Origin of the sequence: Shewanella vesiculosa (assembly GCF_009994065.1) — a bacterium.
Taxonomy (GTDB): Bacteria; Pseudomonadota; Gammaproteobacteria; order Enterobacterales; family Shewanellaceae; genus Shewanella; species Shewanella vesiculosa.
Map to the genome: position 1 here is coordinate 102,858 of NZ_JAACSD010000012.1, position 17,213 is coordinate 120,070.

Here is a 17,213-nt window from a genome sequence, read left to right on the forward strand (position 1 = left end):
TTCTCCCTATCGCATGTTGCCCATTGGCAATCGGATAATTTTTATTTGTTTTTATAAGTAACCTGAACTCGAGATAATAAACGCCTTTCAAACAGCCTTTGTCTTGCTAACTGCGTTGAATTAATTTGCCATAGGCTCGCTATTGACGCGTTAATTCACCTTGTGAGTAAAACAAATGACAAGTTTGACAGTGAAATCTAGTTAAGGTTTTGATTATTATCGTTATAAATTCACACTTCATCCCGAGTTCAGATTAAGCAATAAACCCGCTTGTTGGTTACATGGCATAAGTGAACCCCAAATAAAATTCGCGGCCAAAGTACTGTAAAGTGCCGGTTTTATTTTGATTACCGAAATAACTTTTAGTCGGTTCATCGGTGAGGTTATTGACTTGAAACAGCAGGCCTAAGCCGTCATTCACTTGGTACGATGCTTGATAGTCGATGACGGTTTCTGCGTCAAAGTTCACCACTTGCTCATTAATGGCCACTTGCTCAGACACAAATTCGTCGCGAAAACGCGCACTGACACGAGTCTCAAACCCTTCATAGGAATAAAACAAGGTTGCACTGACCACGTTATTAGACAAGCCCGGTAGGTCTTGAGTTGTGGTTTCACCACCAAGACTGGTAATAGACTGCACTTCTGATTCGGTATACGAATAGCTGGCATTAAAGCCTAGGCCAGACCATGCATCAGGAAGTGAGGCAAACACTTGGGTGTAAGCCAGTTCTAAGCCGCGAATATAACCGCCTTTGGCATTATTAACGGCGGTGGTATAGGTACCGTTAGTGGTGGCAATTTGTTCACCACTGATCTCATCGACAATGTAATCTGGCACGTTAAAACCATTCGCTTGAAAATCGAAGTTTTCAATGGCTATCGTGTCGATAAATGAGTCTATATTTTTGTAGAATACCGCCGCAACAAAGGCGCCTTCATCAAAATAGTACTCGTAAGACAGGTCATATTGATCGGCATAAAATGGCATTAAAAATGGGTTATTAGTGCTCGAACCATTAATCTTGCCATCGTCTGATACCGACGCACTGATATCGCCCGCTAAGCGGTTAATTGGCGGGCGTGACATGACTTTGGCAGCCGCGACGCGGATTTGAGAGTCATCGGTGATTTTAAAATTTAAGTTAATCGATGGTAGGTAATCGGTGTAGCTGATACCTTGAACCGTCGACACATAGTTTTGGTTGATAATGCCAATACTGTCAGTAATATTTTGCGCACCGAGGTTAATATCGCCATCAACGTTTTGTAGCATAGTGGCAGATTGATCGGTATCAACCATGCGCACACCAATATTACCGGTCACTGGCATGCCGCCAATTTCAGTATTGATATTGGCCATCACATAGGCAGATATCACTTTTTCATACACTTCACCACTTTGCAAAACAGTCCAAGAATAGTTAGTGGTATAGCCTTGAGGATCAACAACCCCGTCTGCATTACCCCAGGTTTGTACCGGTTGTGGAATACCATCAGGGAACCAAGCATTTAATGCTGCGTCTAAATCAATCGCTAAGTAAGAAGGAAAGTAGCTAAAATCACCTTGCCAATCGACAACTGTTGTCATGTCTTCGGTCAGTTTAAGCGGTGGCTCAGACTTTGAAAAAGCACCGTCGTTACCGTATTCAAATACCGAACGATTATTAGAGTAAGTACGATCTGAATAACGGGCACCAAATTCTACACTGGATATAATGTCGGTTTCTAAATCGTATTTAAAATCGACTCGGTAGGCTTTCATTTCATCCTCATTCACAAAAGGATAAATACCGTATTTGCTGACCATCACTCGGTCTACATCAGAAAAAGCCTCCGCTTGATTAAAACCAATGTCGGGTAAATCTAGACCATTGAGCAAGTAACTAATTGACACATTTTCATCGAATATCGGTGTGTCGGCATTGGCATCGACGGCCACATTTGACCACAATAAACCATTACGGAAGTCACTTTTGGCTGACGACAACGACACATCAAGATTGACATTTAGCTTATCGGTAACTTGCCAATCCGCATTGACACCAAAACTGTTTACTTCATCAAAATCTTGGTTGTCATCGTTAACAATTTCAACTCGAGTGTAGCTTTTAGAGGTGCGATTAAACGTACCGCCAATCACGCTGTTGCCATCATATACAGGATTGGCGACACTGGCATTGCGACCACCCAATTTTGCTCGAAATCCTCGTGCAAATGATTCGCTGTCAAAACGAGACATAAATGCATCGGCTTTAACCACAAAGTTATCAACGGGTGCCCACTCAATTGCGCCCATGTAACCATTGCGAGTTTCAACGCCACCTAAATGCTGCATTTCAAACCCTTCGCTGATGTATTCAAAGTCTGGGTTATCAACTGGGCCGTTAGTGTCGTTTGCCAGACCATCTAGCTCTTTTGAGTCGTTGTACGCTAGGCCAATAAATTGGGTGGCAACACTGGGCTGTTCTAGGCGGGCATAACCGACTGCAATACCTAAGGTATCTTCTAAAAACTTACCTTGGTAAGAAAAGCTTAAACGGCTGCCATATTCTTCTGCGCCAAACACTTCACTGGCACGATCGTTATGCATACCCCGGGCATTAATAACAAAGCTATAATCTTTATCAATACTCAGTGGGCTGACGGTTTGTAACTCAACCGTACCTGCAACGCCGCCTTCAATAAGCGATGCTTTAGGCGATTTATAAACCGCTGCTGAGCTAATCAACTCAGAGGGATATTGGTCAAACTCAATACTGCGCGAACCGCTGGTTGATACCTGCTCGCGGCCATTTAAGGTCGAAAATACAAACCCACCAGACATGCCGCGAATGTTAATTTCTGCCGCCTGCCCACCAGTACGTACTGCAGAAATCCCCGGTAAACGTGTTAATGCATCTGCCATTGATACATCAGGCAATGCCCCCAAATCATCTGCCGACAACTGCTCTGACACTGTGTCACTAAACCGTTTTGAGTTAAGTGAATCAATGAGACTGCGGCTGTAACCTTTGACCGCAATACGTTCAATCGGCTCGTCACTTGCTGCAAGACTGACTACAGCACTGGTGGCGACAAGCTCACTTGCATTAGCGTCATCGGCCGTCGTCGCAGGCTTATTGACTTCAATACTTTGTTTAGCGGCACTTGGCTGTTCAAGCGGATTAACATCATCATTAGCCATTGCAATATGAGGCATGAACATCACGCTCACACCTGCTGCCACTAAGGCTAATGACAATAAACTGGGTTTGCTTTTGAGCATTGGTTTTTCCCTCACCATATCGACTTATTAGTGATCCAATACTCAGTTATCTCGCGCAGACAAATCTAAATATTAGACATTTATTATTCCGATATACTAGGCATTAGCTTGAATAACACACAACACAATGCATACGTATTCATTACAAATTGATAACATAAGCTTGTTTTAAAACACATAACCAAATAGTCATGTTAACCATGTAAGCAACTGATTTTAAAGTTATCTAACTCACTTTGATGCATAGCGGTTTCGCAACATTGATTACCACGATTTAGTCACATTAGGTGGGTGTTTCAATTTGACTATTCAGATCAAATTAATGGACATTGGGGTACGCTTGGTGTTGAATCAATACAGATGTGTTACCGTTTGGTAAGTACCCGCTGTTCAGCGGTAATACACGCTATATTAAGTTGTTATAAATACCACTTTAATGGGGTTTGGGGAGTACAAAATGGGCTTTAAATTAACGGTAAATTGGCAGTCTTCACCTAGTGAAGAAGGTGAATTTAATCGCGATCATGAGGTTAAGTTTGGCACAGGGCAAAGCATTCAAGCGTCATCTGCGCCAGAATACAAAGGCAATGCGGATAAAGTGAATCCAGAAGAAAGTTTGCTCGCGGCTTTGTCTTCATGCCATATGTTGACCTTTTTAGCGATTGCCCATTTAAAGCGGCTGCCTGTGGCCAGTTATGTTGATAATGCCACTGCTGATTTAGGTAAAAATGAAGCGGGCAAAGTGGCCGTGGTTAAAATGACATTAGCGCCAAAAGTGACATTTGCACAAGGGGTTGACGTTGACGAAGAAACGTTAGCTAAAATACATGAAAAAGCCCATGCAAATTGCTTTATTGCTAACTCATTAGCATGCGAAGTTGAAATAAAACACTAAGTATTTGTTGTGATAAATCAATAATAATAACCCTCTCAGCATTATGCGTGAGAGGGTTATTTTTTACTGTTTTACTTAAACCAATGTGAGGTTACTTGGTTTTAATGTCTGCCGCAGAACCTGTTTTAGGTATAGGTAATCCGCTCAATGGCTTTATAGGTTGCTGTAATAGTTCATCTTTTAAATAACTGATCGCTGCTTCAAGTTGTGCGTCTTTACCGCTAAAAGTGGCATAAGGTAAATTATCCACTTCAATGTCGGGTTCCACCCCATGACCTTCAACAATCCAACGACCATCGATGGCATATTGTGGGTATTCTGCTACCCGCGCCATGCCTTTGTCGGTCACCGAATTTCGACCCGATAACCACACTCCAGCGCCTGCAGTTTGTTTACCAATAATAGGCGCAATGTTTAGCGCTCTAATTCCCGCAGAAAAAGTCTCACCATCTGAATAGGTCATTTGATCAGCTAATACGACTAAGTGGCCTCTGAAAGTTTGCTGCATGTTTGCATTCGTGCTGCCATGGGTTGGCTGCCAAAATGCCCACGCACGACGTAACAGTTTTTCGATAATCCAGCTGTCGATATTACCACCACGATTGCGGCGAACATCAATGATTAACCCCTCTTTGTCGTAGTTGGTATAAAACTCGCGAGCAAAGCTTTCAACATCACCGCTGCCCATGGCATACAAGTGCAAATAACCAATGTTACCTTTAGAGGCTTTGGCTACTTTGTCACCGTTATGCTCAACCCAATCAAGGTAACGTAGCTTGGCATCGGTACCAATATCATGGGGCGTTACTATGGTATTGATAGCTGTTTTCCCACGAACTAAACCCAGCAACACTTGCTTATTACCTTGATTACGCAGTAATTGCGTTACATCAGCAATATTAGTGACTTTCTTGCCATTGAGGCTGGCAATCACATCACCTTCTTGAGCGTCCACTTCAATTCGTGCTAGGGGTGATGCCGACAATGGCAATTCAGGGTCGGTTTGATAAATATGGCTTATCACAACACCTTTGTCGGTTTGTGTCAGCCTAGCCCCTAATGCAGCAGCTTTGGCGGCATCGGCGTCTTGAGCAATATCACCACCGCGCACCTGTGAATGTAATGAGTTAAGTTCACCCATCATTTGCATGAAAATGTCATTCAGCTCATTACGATCGGTCAGCCTATCAACCAAAGGCTGATACTTGGCTTTGGCTGCTTGCCAATCTACACCACGCATTTTCGGGTCAAAAAACGAATCACGATGCATTAACCATGCATCTTCAAAAATTTGCTGCCATTCTTGTGGTGGCGAAATGCTTAACTGCCATTGGTCAGTACTGACTTTGGCGCGTGATACATCGCTGGGCAGTTTGTCTCCAGCATCAACAATCAAAAGGTTTTTAGGGTCAGACTGTTTGCGCAGCATAATTTTACTGCCATCTTTTGATAACGAATATTGGCCGACATCTTCGCTAAAGGTATCAACCTTAATATTGAGCGGATCAAACTTAATCAGTTTTAACTCACTTTTATCTTGGCTGCCATCCAATAAATACAGCTTATCTTTAGTTGCGACTAAACTATTGTAGTTACCAGCATCTACTGGCACTTGCCATAAGCGTTGGTTTAATCCGTCCCACTCTACTTTGACTTTTGCTGGGGTATCCTGGTCTTTACTGTCGTCTTTTTTAGCGTCTTTGATAACAGTAAGCTCGGTTGGTTTGGCAAACGGAAACGACGCTTTAGCATCTAATGCTAAGGCAAACACTTGCGTGCGTTTATCAAATATCGGCCCCATATTACGGTCACCCCAAGGCGAGTCTGGGGTGGCTTTAAATTCGCGATTAGACAAGAAATACAACCATTTACCGTCGTGACTAAAACTGGGTGAAAACGACTCGTATTTGTCTGAGGTCAAGGTTTGTGCTTTTGATTCGTTAATGGAATACAACACAATTTGCGGACGCTGTTTGCCAATTTCGGCCTTGGTTAGGGCAATAAACTGACTGTCGCCAGACCAGGTAATGTCTTGATAAGGGCCTAACCCCTCGCCGTTTTGGATAATTTTTTGGTTATTGTTGCGGCTTAAATCGTATAACCACACATTGCCCATGTAGTCATCATGCACTAAATAACGGCCATTTGGCGATAACGACAAGCTGGTGCGTAAGGTGCTGCCATCTTTGGTGAGCTGTTTCGCGCCAGCTGAACCGTCGGCTGGATATTGCCAAATTTCTTGCTCACCAGATGCATCGCTAATGGCATAAACCCATTTGCCATCATCGCTTAATAGTGCATCGCGTACTCGGCTATCGGCGGGAGAGTCTATTTGCACTAAACGGCGACCATCGTTACTGGCAATTGCCACATGGCTGCGGGCGGTAATGACCACGTTATCGCCTTGATGCGAAAACACTGTCGAGGTGGCATAATCCATTGGGTCGTTAACCCACTGCTCGCGGCGATGAGTAAAGTCGCTGGTAAGCTCGATGTCTAATGTTGACTCAGTAAAATTCGCTAAGTTGAGTAACTTAATGTCGGCGCCCTGCTGAAATACAATACGACCATTATTAAGTTGGGCATCACGCACTTGCCAGTCGGTATATTTGGTGTGCTGTATAAAATCTTTGCCATCGACTGTCATTGACCAAATATTGTCATTACCGGACTGATCACTAACAAAATAAACTCGACCATTAGATAGCATCGGCTGTTTAACTGAGCCGTCATGGGTTGCGGTTAACTGCTGGGCTTCTTGTTTACTGCCTAGCTTATAACGCCAAATCTCACCTTTAGCGCCGCCGCGATATACTTTGACATTATCGCCACTGACTTGCAGACCAAATTGGGTAAAGTACACATACTCGCCTTTATCATCTATGGTGCCTTCAACGGCGTCAGCTAAAGGTAAATCAGTAATGGTTAAGGTTTGTGGGTCAACGGTTTTAAGCACCCAAAAGTTAGCTGGGCCAAAGGCGTTATCGGTGGAATACAATACTTCGCCAGATGCGGTCCAGCCTTGTAATCGCACTCGGCTGTTTTCAAAGCTGACGCGTTTAGCTACGCCGCCTTCAATAGGCATCACATACACTTCGGTTGCGCCTTCATAATTGGCCGTATACGCCACCCATTTACCATCTTTAGAAATTGTTGCGTCCAACTCTTCTGCCGCCAAACTGGTTAAGCGACTGGCTTTAGTTTGGTTCTGGTTTTGACTGAGTTCAGTAGTCCAAAGATCGCCTTCGGCAGTAAACACTAAGGTTTGATCGTGTAATGCAGGAGCGCGGTAATAACCTTGATTAGAGGCATTGGCGAATATCATTGATGAACACGCTAAAGTACCTAAAGCCAGCATACAATGCGCAACAGAGCGGCGAAGTTTCATGGTGAGGAGCTTCCTTTATTAAGTCTAATAGACTGTTTTTATTTATCGCTTCACGTTAGCAGAGTTATGGCTGTTTTTGCAGCACAAAAATGTAACCAAAAACGGCTAAGCAGTATTTGCTTAGCCGTTGGGTTATTGAGAGTATTTTCACGAGTGTTATGCGTGAATTATCGAGAGGTTAGCTGCAGTTTAATTTTATGGTATTGCTCATAAAGTGGATGCGACGGATCTGATAGCTCAGGGAAGCGTTGATCGATAGTGAGCATATAACGTTCCGCCTGAATCAGCTTATTGTCTGCCATTAATACGCTTAATCGGGCCAATGCGACATCAGGCGTATCTAAATGAATATCACCTTTTAGTGAACTTTCATCTTGCTGCTTCATCAATTGCACCTCTTTTTTATTAGCAAGCGATTGTAATCCAAGCGCATTTTTTGGCGATTGGGCTTCATTGCCTTTGGGGACAACAGCTTGTTTTGTATCCGATTGTGCTGGCGCAGCACTGGCGGACTCGATATTGGCGGCGCCACGACTGAGAGGTTGATTTTCACCACGCTCGGCACTGCTCGATAAACCTTCTACCACTATCGACTTTTCGGTTGCAGCATCAGCTGAAAGCCTCTTAGTCTGTTGTAATAAAGCAGGCTGTACCGATGAACTCGGCTCAAGGTCGATACCCACTTGCTGCTGTATGCTTGGATTTAACATAAACAATCCAGCCACCAGCAACACTGATGCAGCACTTGAAAATGCCCAGGCATTACGTTGCCACAGTGACTTTGTCGACTTTTTGCCTTGAGCAGATACATGAGCTCCCGCTCGCGCCTTGGCTAAAATAGCCTCATCCAGTTCAGCCGATGGCTGCTCTAAAGGTTGCTGATGGTAAGCATCTTTGATTTCTGTTTGTAATGCAGTGAACTCTGCATCATGATCTTGTTGCTGACTCATAATGATGTCTCCTGCCATTGGTTAGCGATACATTGCTTAATACTTTGATAAGCATATCGAATACGACTTTTTGTGGCTTCTAAAGTCACATTAGCAATATCGCTTATCGCGGCAGCGGTCATACCCATTTCGATATTGAGTAAAAAAGCCTCTTTTTGTACAGGCGGCAGTTTTGCAATGCATTGCTTCATCATATCGACTTGTTGCTGTTGCTGTAATTGCGACTCTGGTGAGGCTTGGCTATCAGCTTCTAGGCTATCCATAGTCTCGTCTTCACCAAGTGGGGCCACCTTGTCCAGTGGCTTAACCGCACGCACATGATCTATCAATAAGTTGTGGGCAATTTTATATAACCATGTGGTGAATTTAGCCGTTACCTGATATTGCGCTGCAGCAGTAATCACTTTACCCCAAGTATCTTGATATAAATCTTCTGCTAACTGCTGTTGATGTAATTGGCGGACAAAATAACGATACAAAGGTCCTTTATGCTTACGGTACAAGGTTTCAAAGGCATCCATATCGCCGGCCTGATAATCTAACATCAGCTGCTCGTCACTGCCGGCTTGTATGGCAAAAGTCTGTTGCGTAGGCTGTTTCAATGTTGACACTATTTAATCCTTTTAATTATGCACTTATTGATTAAGCCGATTGACACCCGGCGCTAACGCTTGGGAAAGTACACTCGCGGTTTTAAGCATTTGCACAAATTCATGGCGATAACCAAAATGGTCTTGGCCCATAGCTGACTCTGCAAGCGTAATTAACTTAGTATAATCAGTATCGTGGACATAATCATTATGATTAAGTAATTGGCCAAATCCGGCGACGGCGGCAGCAAAGCGAAAATCATCACTGGCTTGGTGTAAATGTGTTAACTGCTGATCACGGCTGATCGAATAAGTTATTAATTGGCTAGCTTGTTCGCCAATAGCTTTATAGCGCAACTTTAAAAATGCCACTTCATTCACAGTACTTAACTGCCCGCTTCGACTTTCATTAGTGTCTTTAGCCCCACTAACCGACTCTGACTGACTCTGAGCATAACGCAGTGGATCAACTAAGCGCTGATGGCTGTCGTTATAACGCAGTTCATATAAAGCAGTCACAGTATGCCCGGCGCCAATTTCACCGGCATCGACGGCATCATTGTTAAAGTCACTGCGATTTAACATACGATTCTCATAACCAATTAAGCGATATTCTGACACGACAGCTGGATTAAACTCGATTTGTATTTTGACATCATGAGCAATGGTTAGCAGGGTGGCATGAAGTTGATCAACAAGGACTTTTCTGGCCTCATTGAGGGTATCAATATAGGCATACTGACCATTGGCTTTATTTGATAATTGCTCTAATAAATGGTCGTTATAACTGGCAGTGCCGGAGCCTAGACCAAAACCTAGGGTTGATAAGCCAATCCCCTTTTTACTTTGACTGGCAACGTAATCAACTAATTGCTGATGATCTGTCATACCAAGGTTGAAGTCACCATCTGTGGCCAAAATAACGCGGTTACTGCCGTTTTCGATAAAGTGCTTTTGTGCTATTTGATACGCCAGCTGAATCCCTTGGCTACCGTTAGTGCCGCCTTGCGCACTTAACTGATTCAGTGCGATGTTAATCGCGCTAAAGTCATTACCAGCGACACCGTCTAACACCACACCACTGGCTCCCGCATACACCACAATCGACACTTTATCTTGCGCCGATAACTGCTGACTGAGCATCAGCAGTGCTTGTTTCAATAAGGGCAATTTATCGTTAGATGACATTGAACCAGACACGTCCAAAAGTAACACTAAATTGCTGGCTTCGAGCTTATCGGGCGCAATGTCATAACCTTTAATACCAATCCGCAGTAACTGAGTATCTTGATTATAAGGTGAAGGAGCAAGTTCTGTTGTCACACTAAACGGCGTATTCTCTCTTGTTGGTGCGGGATAATCATAACTAAAATAATTAACCAGCTCTTCTACTCTGACGCTATTTTTAAGCGGCAACTGACCTTGATTAATCAATTTTCTCGTGGTGCTGTAACTGCCTGTATCAACATCAATTGAAAAGGTTGATACAGGTGTTTCACCCGCAACCATGTTGCCGTTTTGCACTACCGATGCAAACTTATCATTATTGCTTGGCAGCAATGTCATGCTACGACTCTTGGCCTCCAAGGAAGAGACATTGCGATAACCAGCTGGATGATCAATGGCTTTTGTGCGTGTTAATTGCCGTTCTTCAGTGACAAGACTGGCTGCTTGTTGGTATGAAACTGGTGATGCATCATTCAAAGCCTGTATCTGCCCCTGTTTGCTTGACGCTTGCTGAAGTGATGATTCAACTTCAATCGTCGCATCTTGCGCCTTAGATTGAGAGCCTTCTTTGGGTTCTGGTGCGCAGCCACTAACAATCATGGCACTTATCGTTATGGTTAACACACTGTGCTGTAACCGCTTGCAGTGATAACTTAGGTTATGACTTATTTTAGTGTTCATGCTGTTTCCCTCATCATTTTGCTTTTATTAAGCGCTTTTCATCAACTCATTTGTGATCACTCGATTGGCTATAAGCCTACTGGCGGTAATCAAACAAGATGGCGTTTGCGACTAATAACGACGAGATAAGTAAAAAGGGTTATTTAAATGATCATTTCGTCGCGATTGAAACCAGCACCAATAAAAATCTGAGCGAGTGATAACTTGGATGTTCCAGCTTAGTTTTCGTATTTAGAAACTGAGTGTTAGCCTCATAAAACACTGAATTGCAGCCAACAGAGCACGGCTTATGCTATTATCTAGCACCTTTTTTATCGCCTTAATATTGACGTTAATCGCCGCGGTATCCTGATGAGCGAATTAACTAAATATACTAATAGAATAAGTACGTTAAGGAGTTAACATGCAAGCCCTAGTTGCTGTTGTAATGGGTTCGAAAAGTGATTGGCCTACGATGGAAGCCGCCGCTGAAATTATGGATAAGTTACAAGTGCCTTACCATGTTGAAGTCGTTTCAGCTCACAGAACACCTGACAAGCTAATGGAATTTGCAAGTTCCGCTGCCGATAAAGGCTATAAAGTCATTATTGGTGGCGCAGGTGGTGCAGCCCATTTACCTGGCATGATCGCCTCTAAAACTCGTTTGCCTGTGCTGGGTGTCCCAGTACAAAGCAAAGCACTATCTGGCATGGACAGTCTATTGTCTATTGTACAGATGCCCAAAGGGATTGCCGTTGGCACCTTGGCTATCGGTACTGCTGGTGCATTTAACGCCGGTTTATTAGCCAGTCAAATTTTGGCGATTAGCGATGCCGCTTTAGCTGAACGTTTAGAAGCATTTCGTGATGAGCAAACCCGCTCGGTCCTTGATAATCCCGATCCGAGAGAAGACTAATGACTTTGCCAAAAAATCTTTGGGTATTGGGTGACGGTCAATTAGGCGCCATGCTCAGTCATGCTGGCCAGCCGTTAGGCATTAATGTGCGTCCAGTTGACATTATGACGCCATCAGATGCGCAATTACCGCTAGAAGCTGATGACATCATTACCGCTGAACGCGAGCAATGGCCAGAGTCACAGCTCAGTTTACAACTCAGCCAACACCCACATTTTATTAATGGTCCAGTATTTGGTCGTTTAGCGGATCGCTTTACTCAAAAAAGTCTGCTCGATGAATTAGCTGTCGCCACATCACCTTGGCAATTAGTCGATGACAATACCAGCACCGAAGCCCTGCATAAGGCTTATGGTGAGCGGGTATTATTAAAACGTCGCACCGGCGGTTATGACGGTAAAGGCCAACATTGGTTAAAACAGGCAGAATCGACAACCATCCCTGCCGATTGGCGCAACGAAGCAATTGCCGAACAAGCGATTAACTTCGATGAAGAAGTGTCGATAGTTGGTGTTCGCACTCAAGATGGCCGCTGTTTGTTCTACCCACTAACACTTAACTTGCACCAAGACGGCATTTTAATGGCCTCTATCGCGCCATTAAGCCGCTTAGCACCTTTGCAAGCTGAAGCGGAAGACATGCTAAGCAAGGTCATGCATGGTCTTGAATACGTCGGTGTAATGGCAATGGAATGTTTCCGTGTTGGTGAACACTTAATGGTGAATGAGTTAGCACCGCGGGTGCATAATTCTGGCCATTGGACCCAAGCGGGTTGTCATATCAATCAGTTTGAATTGCATTTACGGGCTTTATGTAACTTACCTTTGCATCAGCCACAAGTGAATTTTCAATGCGTGATGGTAAACCTTATCGGCGTTGATAAAGACGATCGCTGGTTAAGCCTGCCTAATGCGGAGCTGTTTTGGTATAACAAAGAAGTTCGCGTGGGGCGCAAAGTGGGTCATTTGAATCTGTCTGTGCATAATAACCCTATGCTGACTGACAGTATCAATCAGCTTAAAACGTGGATGCCACAACAGTATCAAGCACCATTAGATTGGATTTTAGCTGAGTTTGCCAAGTAAACTTTGCCCGGTCAATTTGCCAAGCGCTTGGCAATAAACACGTTAATCAAAAAGGAGCCTAGGCTCCTTTTTTTGTGTGTTTTTTTAGCGGCAAACACAACTACACGCACACTCGGGTTAACTCTTGATCAAGCTTGTTAGCTGTGACTTTTTGCTGTTGCGCCCGCTCGGCAATCACAGTTAAATGGTCATGAACATCTTGGCTTAAACTCGACATTTTTGCCGCGCGTTGGTTAATTGAATTAGTCGATGCTTGCTGGCCCAAAATACTATCAGCAATGTTGCTAGCGACACTGTCAAGCTGGGTAAATACCACTTCAATATTATCAAATGCTTGAGTGACTCGCTGACATTGTTGCAGGCCGACTTGGCTTATCTGCTGGCTTTTACTGATGCCATTAACCGCATTATTAGCTTTAATTTGCAGTGCTTCCACTATGGTTTGTATTTCGACGGTGGACTCTTGGGTGCGCGAGGCTAATGCACGCACTTCATCAGCAACCACAGCAAAACCTCGGCCTTGCTCACCCGCACGAGCGGCTTCGATAGCGGCATTAAGCGCCAATAAGTTAGTTTGCTCTGCAATACTTTTAATCACCTCAAGTACGCTACCAATTTTCTGACTGTCTTTATTGAGTAGATCTAAGTCGTTCACCATAACATCAATGCCATTGGTGAAATCAGTCATACTTTGGTGATTGGCGATGGCGTCTTGATTACCAGACTGTAATAACTGGGTCAGGTTAACTGAGGTCGATTTAAGGTCATCAGCACTTAAGGATAAGTCATCTGCGGTTTGAGTAATGGCGTTTAAAGATAAGGTGATATGTTCGTTCTCACCATGACTATTGCTAATCGACTGCTCGGCTAAACTCATTCGCTCAGTGAGTACCTGTGAGCCATGGTGAAAAGTTTGTACATCTTGTCTAATCTCAGCTAAAACGACTTTTAAGCCTTCAATAAAGGCACTGAACTGGTTAGTAATGTGACCGAGTTGATCATCAATCGGATCGACTAGGCGCTTCTGTGGTGCGGTTTCAGTACTCACGACCAAGGCTAAATAATCTTGAAGTGCCGCTAAACGCTGGTTAATCGCTTGATTAAATAACAACCAGCCAAGCCCTGACTGGATCACTAAAGTGCACCCTAGCAAGATTAACACCGTAGATTGATCAACTGGCGCTGACATAAAAAAAATCGCCAACATTGCTAGCATCAGGCATAACGCCGGAAGTAGCACCACTTTTAACTGCAATTTATTATTATTTTGAGTTTGCATATTGGGATCCGCAATATCGTTGACAACATTTTACACAATGCAGGATATTGACGATTTAACAAAATGTAAACACAACTATTACAATCGAGTGTATTTAAGGAGTAAGTGGATGTTTTACGCACAATAAATAGCCTCACAAGGAGGCTATATGGTTAATCAAAAAATAATCGCCACAACCATGACGAATCTAAATTCTCTTTGCATTGATGATATTGCGCAGCATAACGTTTTGAACGTTGATCGACTTTATTCGCTACCGGGACTAACCATTTTTTGGCTTTATAGCTGCCACGTTTATAACCGCCCCAGCCTTCATGGTAATTTAAGTATTGGTTTTTAGCATCCCACTTGGATACACCATTAATTTTATTTGTTTTGTAGATAAACCAACCCATAAAATCCATCGCATCGTCAAAGTCGCTGCGGCTAGACCAACTGTTACCTGTTTCACGAACATAATCGTTCCAAGTCATGGTTTTGGCTTGCGCATATCCATAAGCGTCACTGGCACGTCCTGTGGGGATAAAACCTAAAAAGTATTCCATTGGTGGTGCAGCATTATGCTTGAAAGAACTTTCTTGATACATCATCGCTAAAGGAACATGTACAGGCACGCCCCATTTTTCACGTGTATTAACCGCTGCGTCATACCACGAACGATGTTCTTTAAAAATAGAACATAAATTATCAGGCTCTTTTGGAGGCGAAGTGGCACAGCCCGCTAATGACAGAGATAAAACAACGCTAACGATACCTAAAAAACACTTCATAACACCTCTACCAGCACCTAAGATATTGATTCTGGATTTAGTTTTACATCAATTAAAAATCAATGCAATTATGCTTAGCGTTTCATTTCACATTGATGGAATTCGGTTTGCCAAACTATTGGCTGCCAATAGCCTTGATTTTGACCAATATAGATTTTATCGGTATTGAATTTAGCCGCTATATGGTATTGCTGCTCGGCAACGACATTAACCGAAAGCATTTTTACCTTACGAGCTGATAATGACACTTTCAAATCTGGTGAGTTAATCAGTTCTGCCACAGTAAATGTATGTTCGCCTGGCGATAATAGATAATTCGGTCTTGAAATAACTGGCACGCCGTCTAAATGAGTGACCACGACACGATATAAATTAGCACTGTTGTCGGGCTCTACATAGCTCGACACAGTACCACATTCAACCATATCATCTGGCGATGAGGCACAGCCCTGAATAGCCAATGCCGCGCCCGCAACCAGCAGTGCTCGCCAAGATGAATAAAATTGCATCGCTTATTTCGCCTCGAAAGTGCCAGCAGGAACAACATCATTAAAATAATTTTGTAAGAAAACCGCAAAATTATCTTGTGGTTGAGCCTCTAAACTTTGTAATTCAAGTAAAGATTTTTTCGCCTCATCCTCATAAGATTTTGTAATCTCATCACTTAATGGGTAATGGCTTAAAAACTCGTGGTAATCATTAGCCAATTGTTTAACCCACACGCCGTGATCGGTACCTTTAAGGACGACCTCATTCATCACTCGACCTGATAACGTTTTGTTTGGGTTATCAATGGCTTCTGACCAAGTATTCAATGCAGTTTTGTAGGCATAGCTATCATCGCCGTCGAGCAGCTTAGCGATAGTGTCTAATTGTGCAAAGAGTTCATGCATCCATTGCGTTAATCCAATATTTTTGCCATTACGCTGTAGTTCAAGTCCTGGCTTACGGCCTTCTAATACGACGGCTTTTAAGTTAGCGGCAATTTCAGCCTCACCGACCTCATCAGTATTTTCAGAAGGAGATAATAGGCAATACAACAGGAACAGATCAAGAAAACGCACTTGAGTGGCGTCAATACCAACAGGGCTAAATGGATTCACATCCAAAGCGCGCACTTCAATATACTCAACCCCTGCACGCGATAAAGCTTGTGAAGGTTTCTCACCTTTTTTGGTCACACGCTTAGCGCGTATGGGGGCGTAAAACTCATTTTCAATTTGTAATATATTGCTGTTGAGTTGGCGATACTCTCCATCGACATTAATGCCGATTTTAGCAAAACTTTTCGAGGGCATCTTAATCGCAGCGCCCACACCCTCAAGGTATTCAGGCAATGAGTTGTAACTAATATTCAGCGTGTCTTGTTCTTTATTGGTATAACCTAAATCACTCATGCGCAGTGACGTTGCATAAGGCAGATACAAGGTGCCTTTACCGGTTTTTTGAAACTCAAAATCGACATCTTGATCTTTAATAAACGAACTGCATAATGCCGGCGTCGAGCCAAACAAATACGGTAATACCCACACTAAACGACGATAATTTCGAATAAGGCCGAAGTAGGATTCTGAGATAAAATCTTCAAGGCTAATATTTTTACTGCAACAAGCGCTGCCATTGCCATTAGCAATTTTGTCGTCATACAGGCATTGCCATAAATCTTGCGACACAGAAAAATTAAAATGCACCCCGGAAATAATTTGCATTAACGCACCATAGCGATGGGTTAATCCTTTGCGGTATAGCGTTTTCATTTTACCGTTATTGGAACTACCATAACGTGCAACCGGAATATCACTGACGTCACCGACGTAACATGGCATGCTGACAGGCCACAATTTTTGACCGTTTAAATTGCGCACACTATATGCATGGGTTTGGGTTAACCCATCTAATAACTCATCAACACTGTGGCTTACCGGCGTAATAAATTCTAATAAAGCTTCACTATAATCGGTAGTGATACGCGAATGAGTAAGAGCAGAACCAAGCGCTTTTGGGTGTTCGTCTTGTGCTAGATGGCCATTTTCATCAATACGCAATGCTTCACGTTCAATACCACGTGACATGCCCAATAAAGCCTCACGGCCTTGAGTGTCGCTTAAGTGTTCGACTTTTTCATTGAAAGACTTCAATTTACTACTCTCTTTTATGGATTCGCATTGCGAGTAAACAGCTGGAC

General features: G+C 43.3%; 12 protein-coding genes. 3 read left to right on the top strand and 9 right to left on the bottom strand.

All coding sequences use genetic code 11. The annotated features are described in order from the left end of the window. Positions 1-277 precede the first annotated feature (277 nt). On the bottom strand, positions 278-3,268 hold the full coding sequence (locus tag GW828_RS13905) for a TonB-dependent receptor (RefSeq protein ID WP_273057988.1): 2,991 nt from the start codon (positions 3,266-3,268) through the stop codon (positions 278-280). 457 nt (positions 3,269-3,725) lie between these two features. On the opposite strand from GW828_RS13905, the gene GW828_RS13910 reads away from it, so the two are divergent. Then, positions 3,726-4,163: an OsmC family protein gene (locus tag GW828_RS13910; protein WP_124017558.1), complete on the top strand. Its 438-nt coding sequence runs from the start codon at positions 3,726-3,728 to the stop codon at positions 4,161-4,163. Positions 4,164-4,254: 91 nt separating this feature from the next. Here GW828_RS13910 and GW828_RS13915 read toward each other — a convergent pair whose 3' ends face one another. The 4 genes from GW828_RS13915 to GW828_RS13930 form a co-directional block, all read right to left on the bottom strand. Beyond that, positions 4,255-7,551, bottom strand: a complete 3,297-nt coding sequence (locus GW828_RS13915) for a S41 family peptidase (protein WP_273057989.1) — start codon at positions 7,549-7,551, stop codon at positions 4,255-4,257. A 167-nt stretch (positions 7,552-7,718) separates the two neighbouring features. After that, positions 7,719-8,501: a hypothetical protein gene (locus GW828_RS13920; RefSeq protein ID WP_273057990.1), complete on the bottom strand. Its 783-nt coding sequence runs from the start codon at positions 8,499-8,501 to the stop codon at positions 7,719-7,721. Continuing rightward, positions 8,498-9,046 (bottom strand): sigma-70 family RNA polymerase sigma factor, encoded by a 549-nt coding sequence (locus GW828_RS13925; RefSeq protein WP_182722103.1) that lies wholly within the window; start codon positions 9,044-9,046, stop codon positions 8,498-8,500. Before GW828_RS13925 ends, GW828_RS13920 begins: the two co-directional genes overlap by 4 nt. A gap of 90 nt (positions 9,047-9,136) precedes the next feature. Then, the gene (locus tag GW828_RS13930; RefSeq protein ID WP_420542428.1) at positions 9,137-10,918 is read right to left on the bottom strand and encodes a vWA domain-containing protein; all 1,782 of its coding nucleotides are present in this window, start codon (positions 10,916-10,918) and stop codon (positions 9,137-9,139) included. A gap of 484 nt (positions 10,919-11,402) precedes the next feature. On the opposite strand from GW828_RS13930, the gene purE reads away from it, so the two are divergent. Both purE and purK read left to right on the top strand, forming a co-directional pair. Then, positions 11,403-11,894, top strand: a complete 492-nt coding sequence (purE, locus tag GW828_RS13935) for a 5-(carboxyamino)imidazole ribonucleotide mutase (protein WP_182697914.1) — start codon at positions 11,403-11,405, stop codon at positions 11,892-11,894. Beyond that, the gene (purK, locus tag GW828_RS13940; protein WP_182741756.1) at positions 11,894-12,979 is read left to right on the top strand and encodes a 5-(carboxyamino)imidazole ribonucleotide synthase; all 1,086 of its coding nucleotides are present in this window, start codon (positions 11,894-11,896) and stop codon (positions 12,977-12,979) included. Before purE ends, purK begins: the two co-directional genes overlap by 1 nt. Before the next feature lie 100 nt (positions 12,980-13,079). Here the strand turns inward: purK and GW828_RS13945 are convergent, their stop codons facing one another. The 4 genes from GW828_RS13945 to gshA all read right to left on the bottom strand — a co-directional run bounded on the left by GW828_RS13945 (position 13,080) and on the right by gshA (position 17,184). Continuing rightward, the gene (locus GW828_RS13945) at positions 13,080-14,258 is read right to left on the bottom strand and encodes a methyl-accepting chemotaxis protein (protein ID WP_273057992.1); all 1,179 of its coding nucleotides are present in this window, start codon (positions 14,256-14,258) and stop codon (positions 13,080-13,082) included. A 152-nt stretch (positions 14,259-14,410) separates the two neighbouring features. After that, positions 14,411-15,028 (bottom strand): transglycosylase SLT domain-containing protein, encoded by a 618-nt coding sequence (locus GW828_RS13950; protein ID WP_124017565.1) that lies wholly within the window; start codon positions 15,026-15,028, stop codon positions 14,411-14,413. 74 nt (positions 15,029-15,102) lie between these two features. Beyond that, entirely contained in the window at positions 15,103-15,537 is a 435-nt protein-coding gene (locus GW828_RS13955) for a hypothetical protein (RefSeq protein ID WP_182697911.1), read from the bottom strand. Between the two features lie 3 nt (positions 15,538-15,540). Beyond that, positions 15,541-17,184 carry a glutamate--cysteine ligase gene (gene gshA, locus GW828_RS13960; protein WP_273058024.1) on the bottom strand — a complete coding sequence of 548 codons (1,644 nt, stop codon included), beginning with the start codon at positions 17,182-17,184 and terminating at the stop codon, positions 15,541-15,543. Positions 17,185-17,213: the final 29 nt, after the last annotated feature.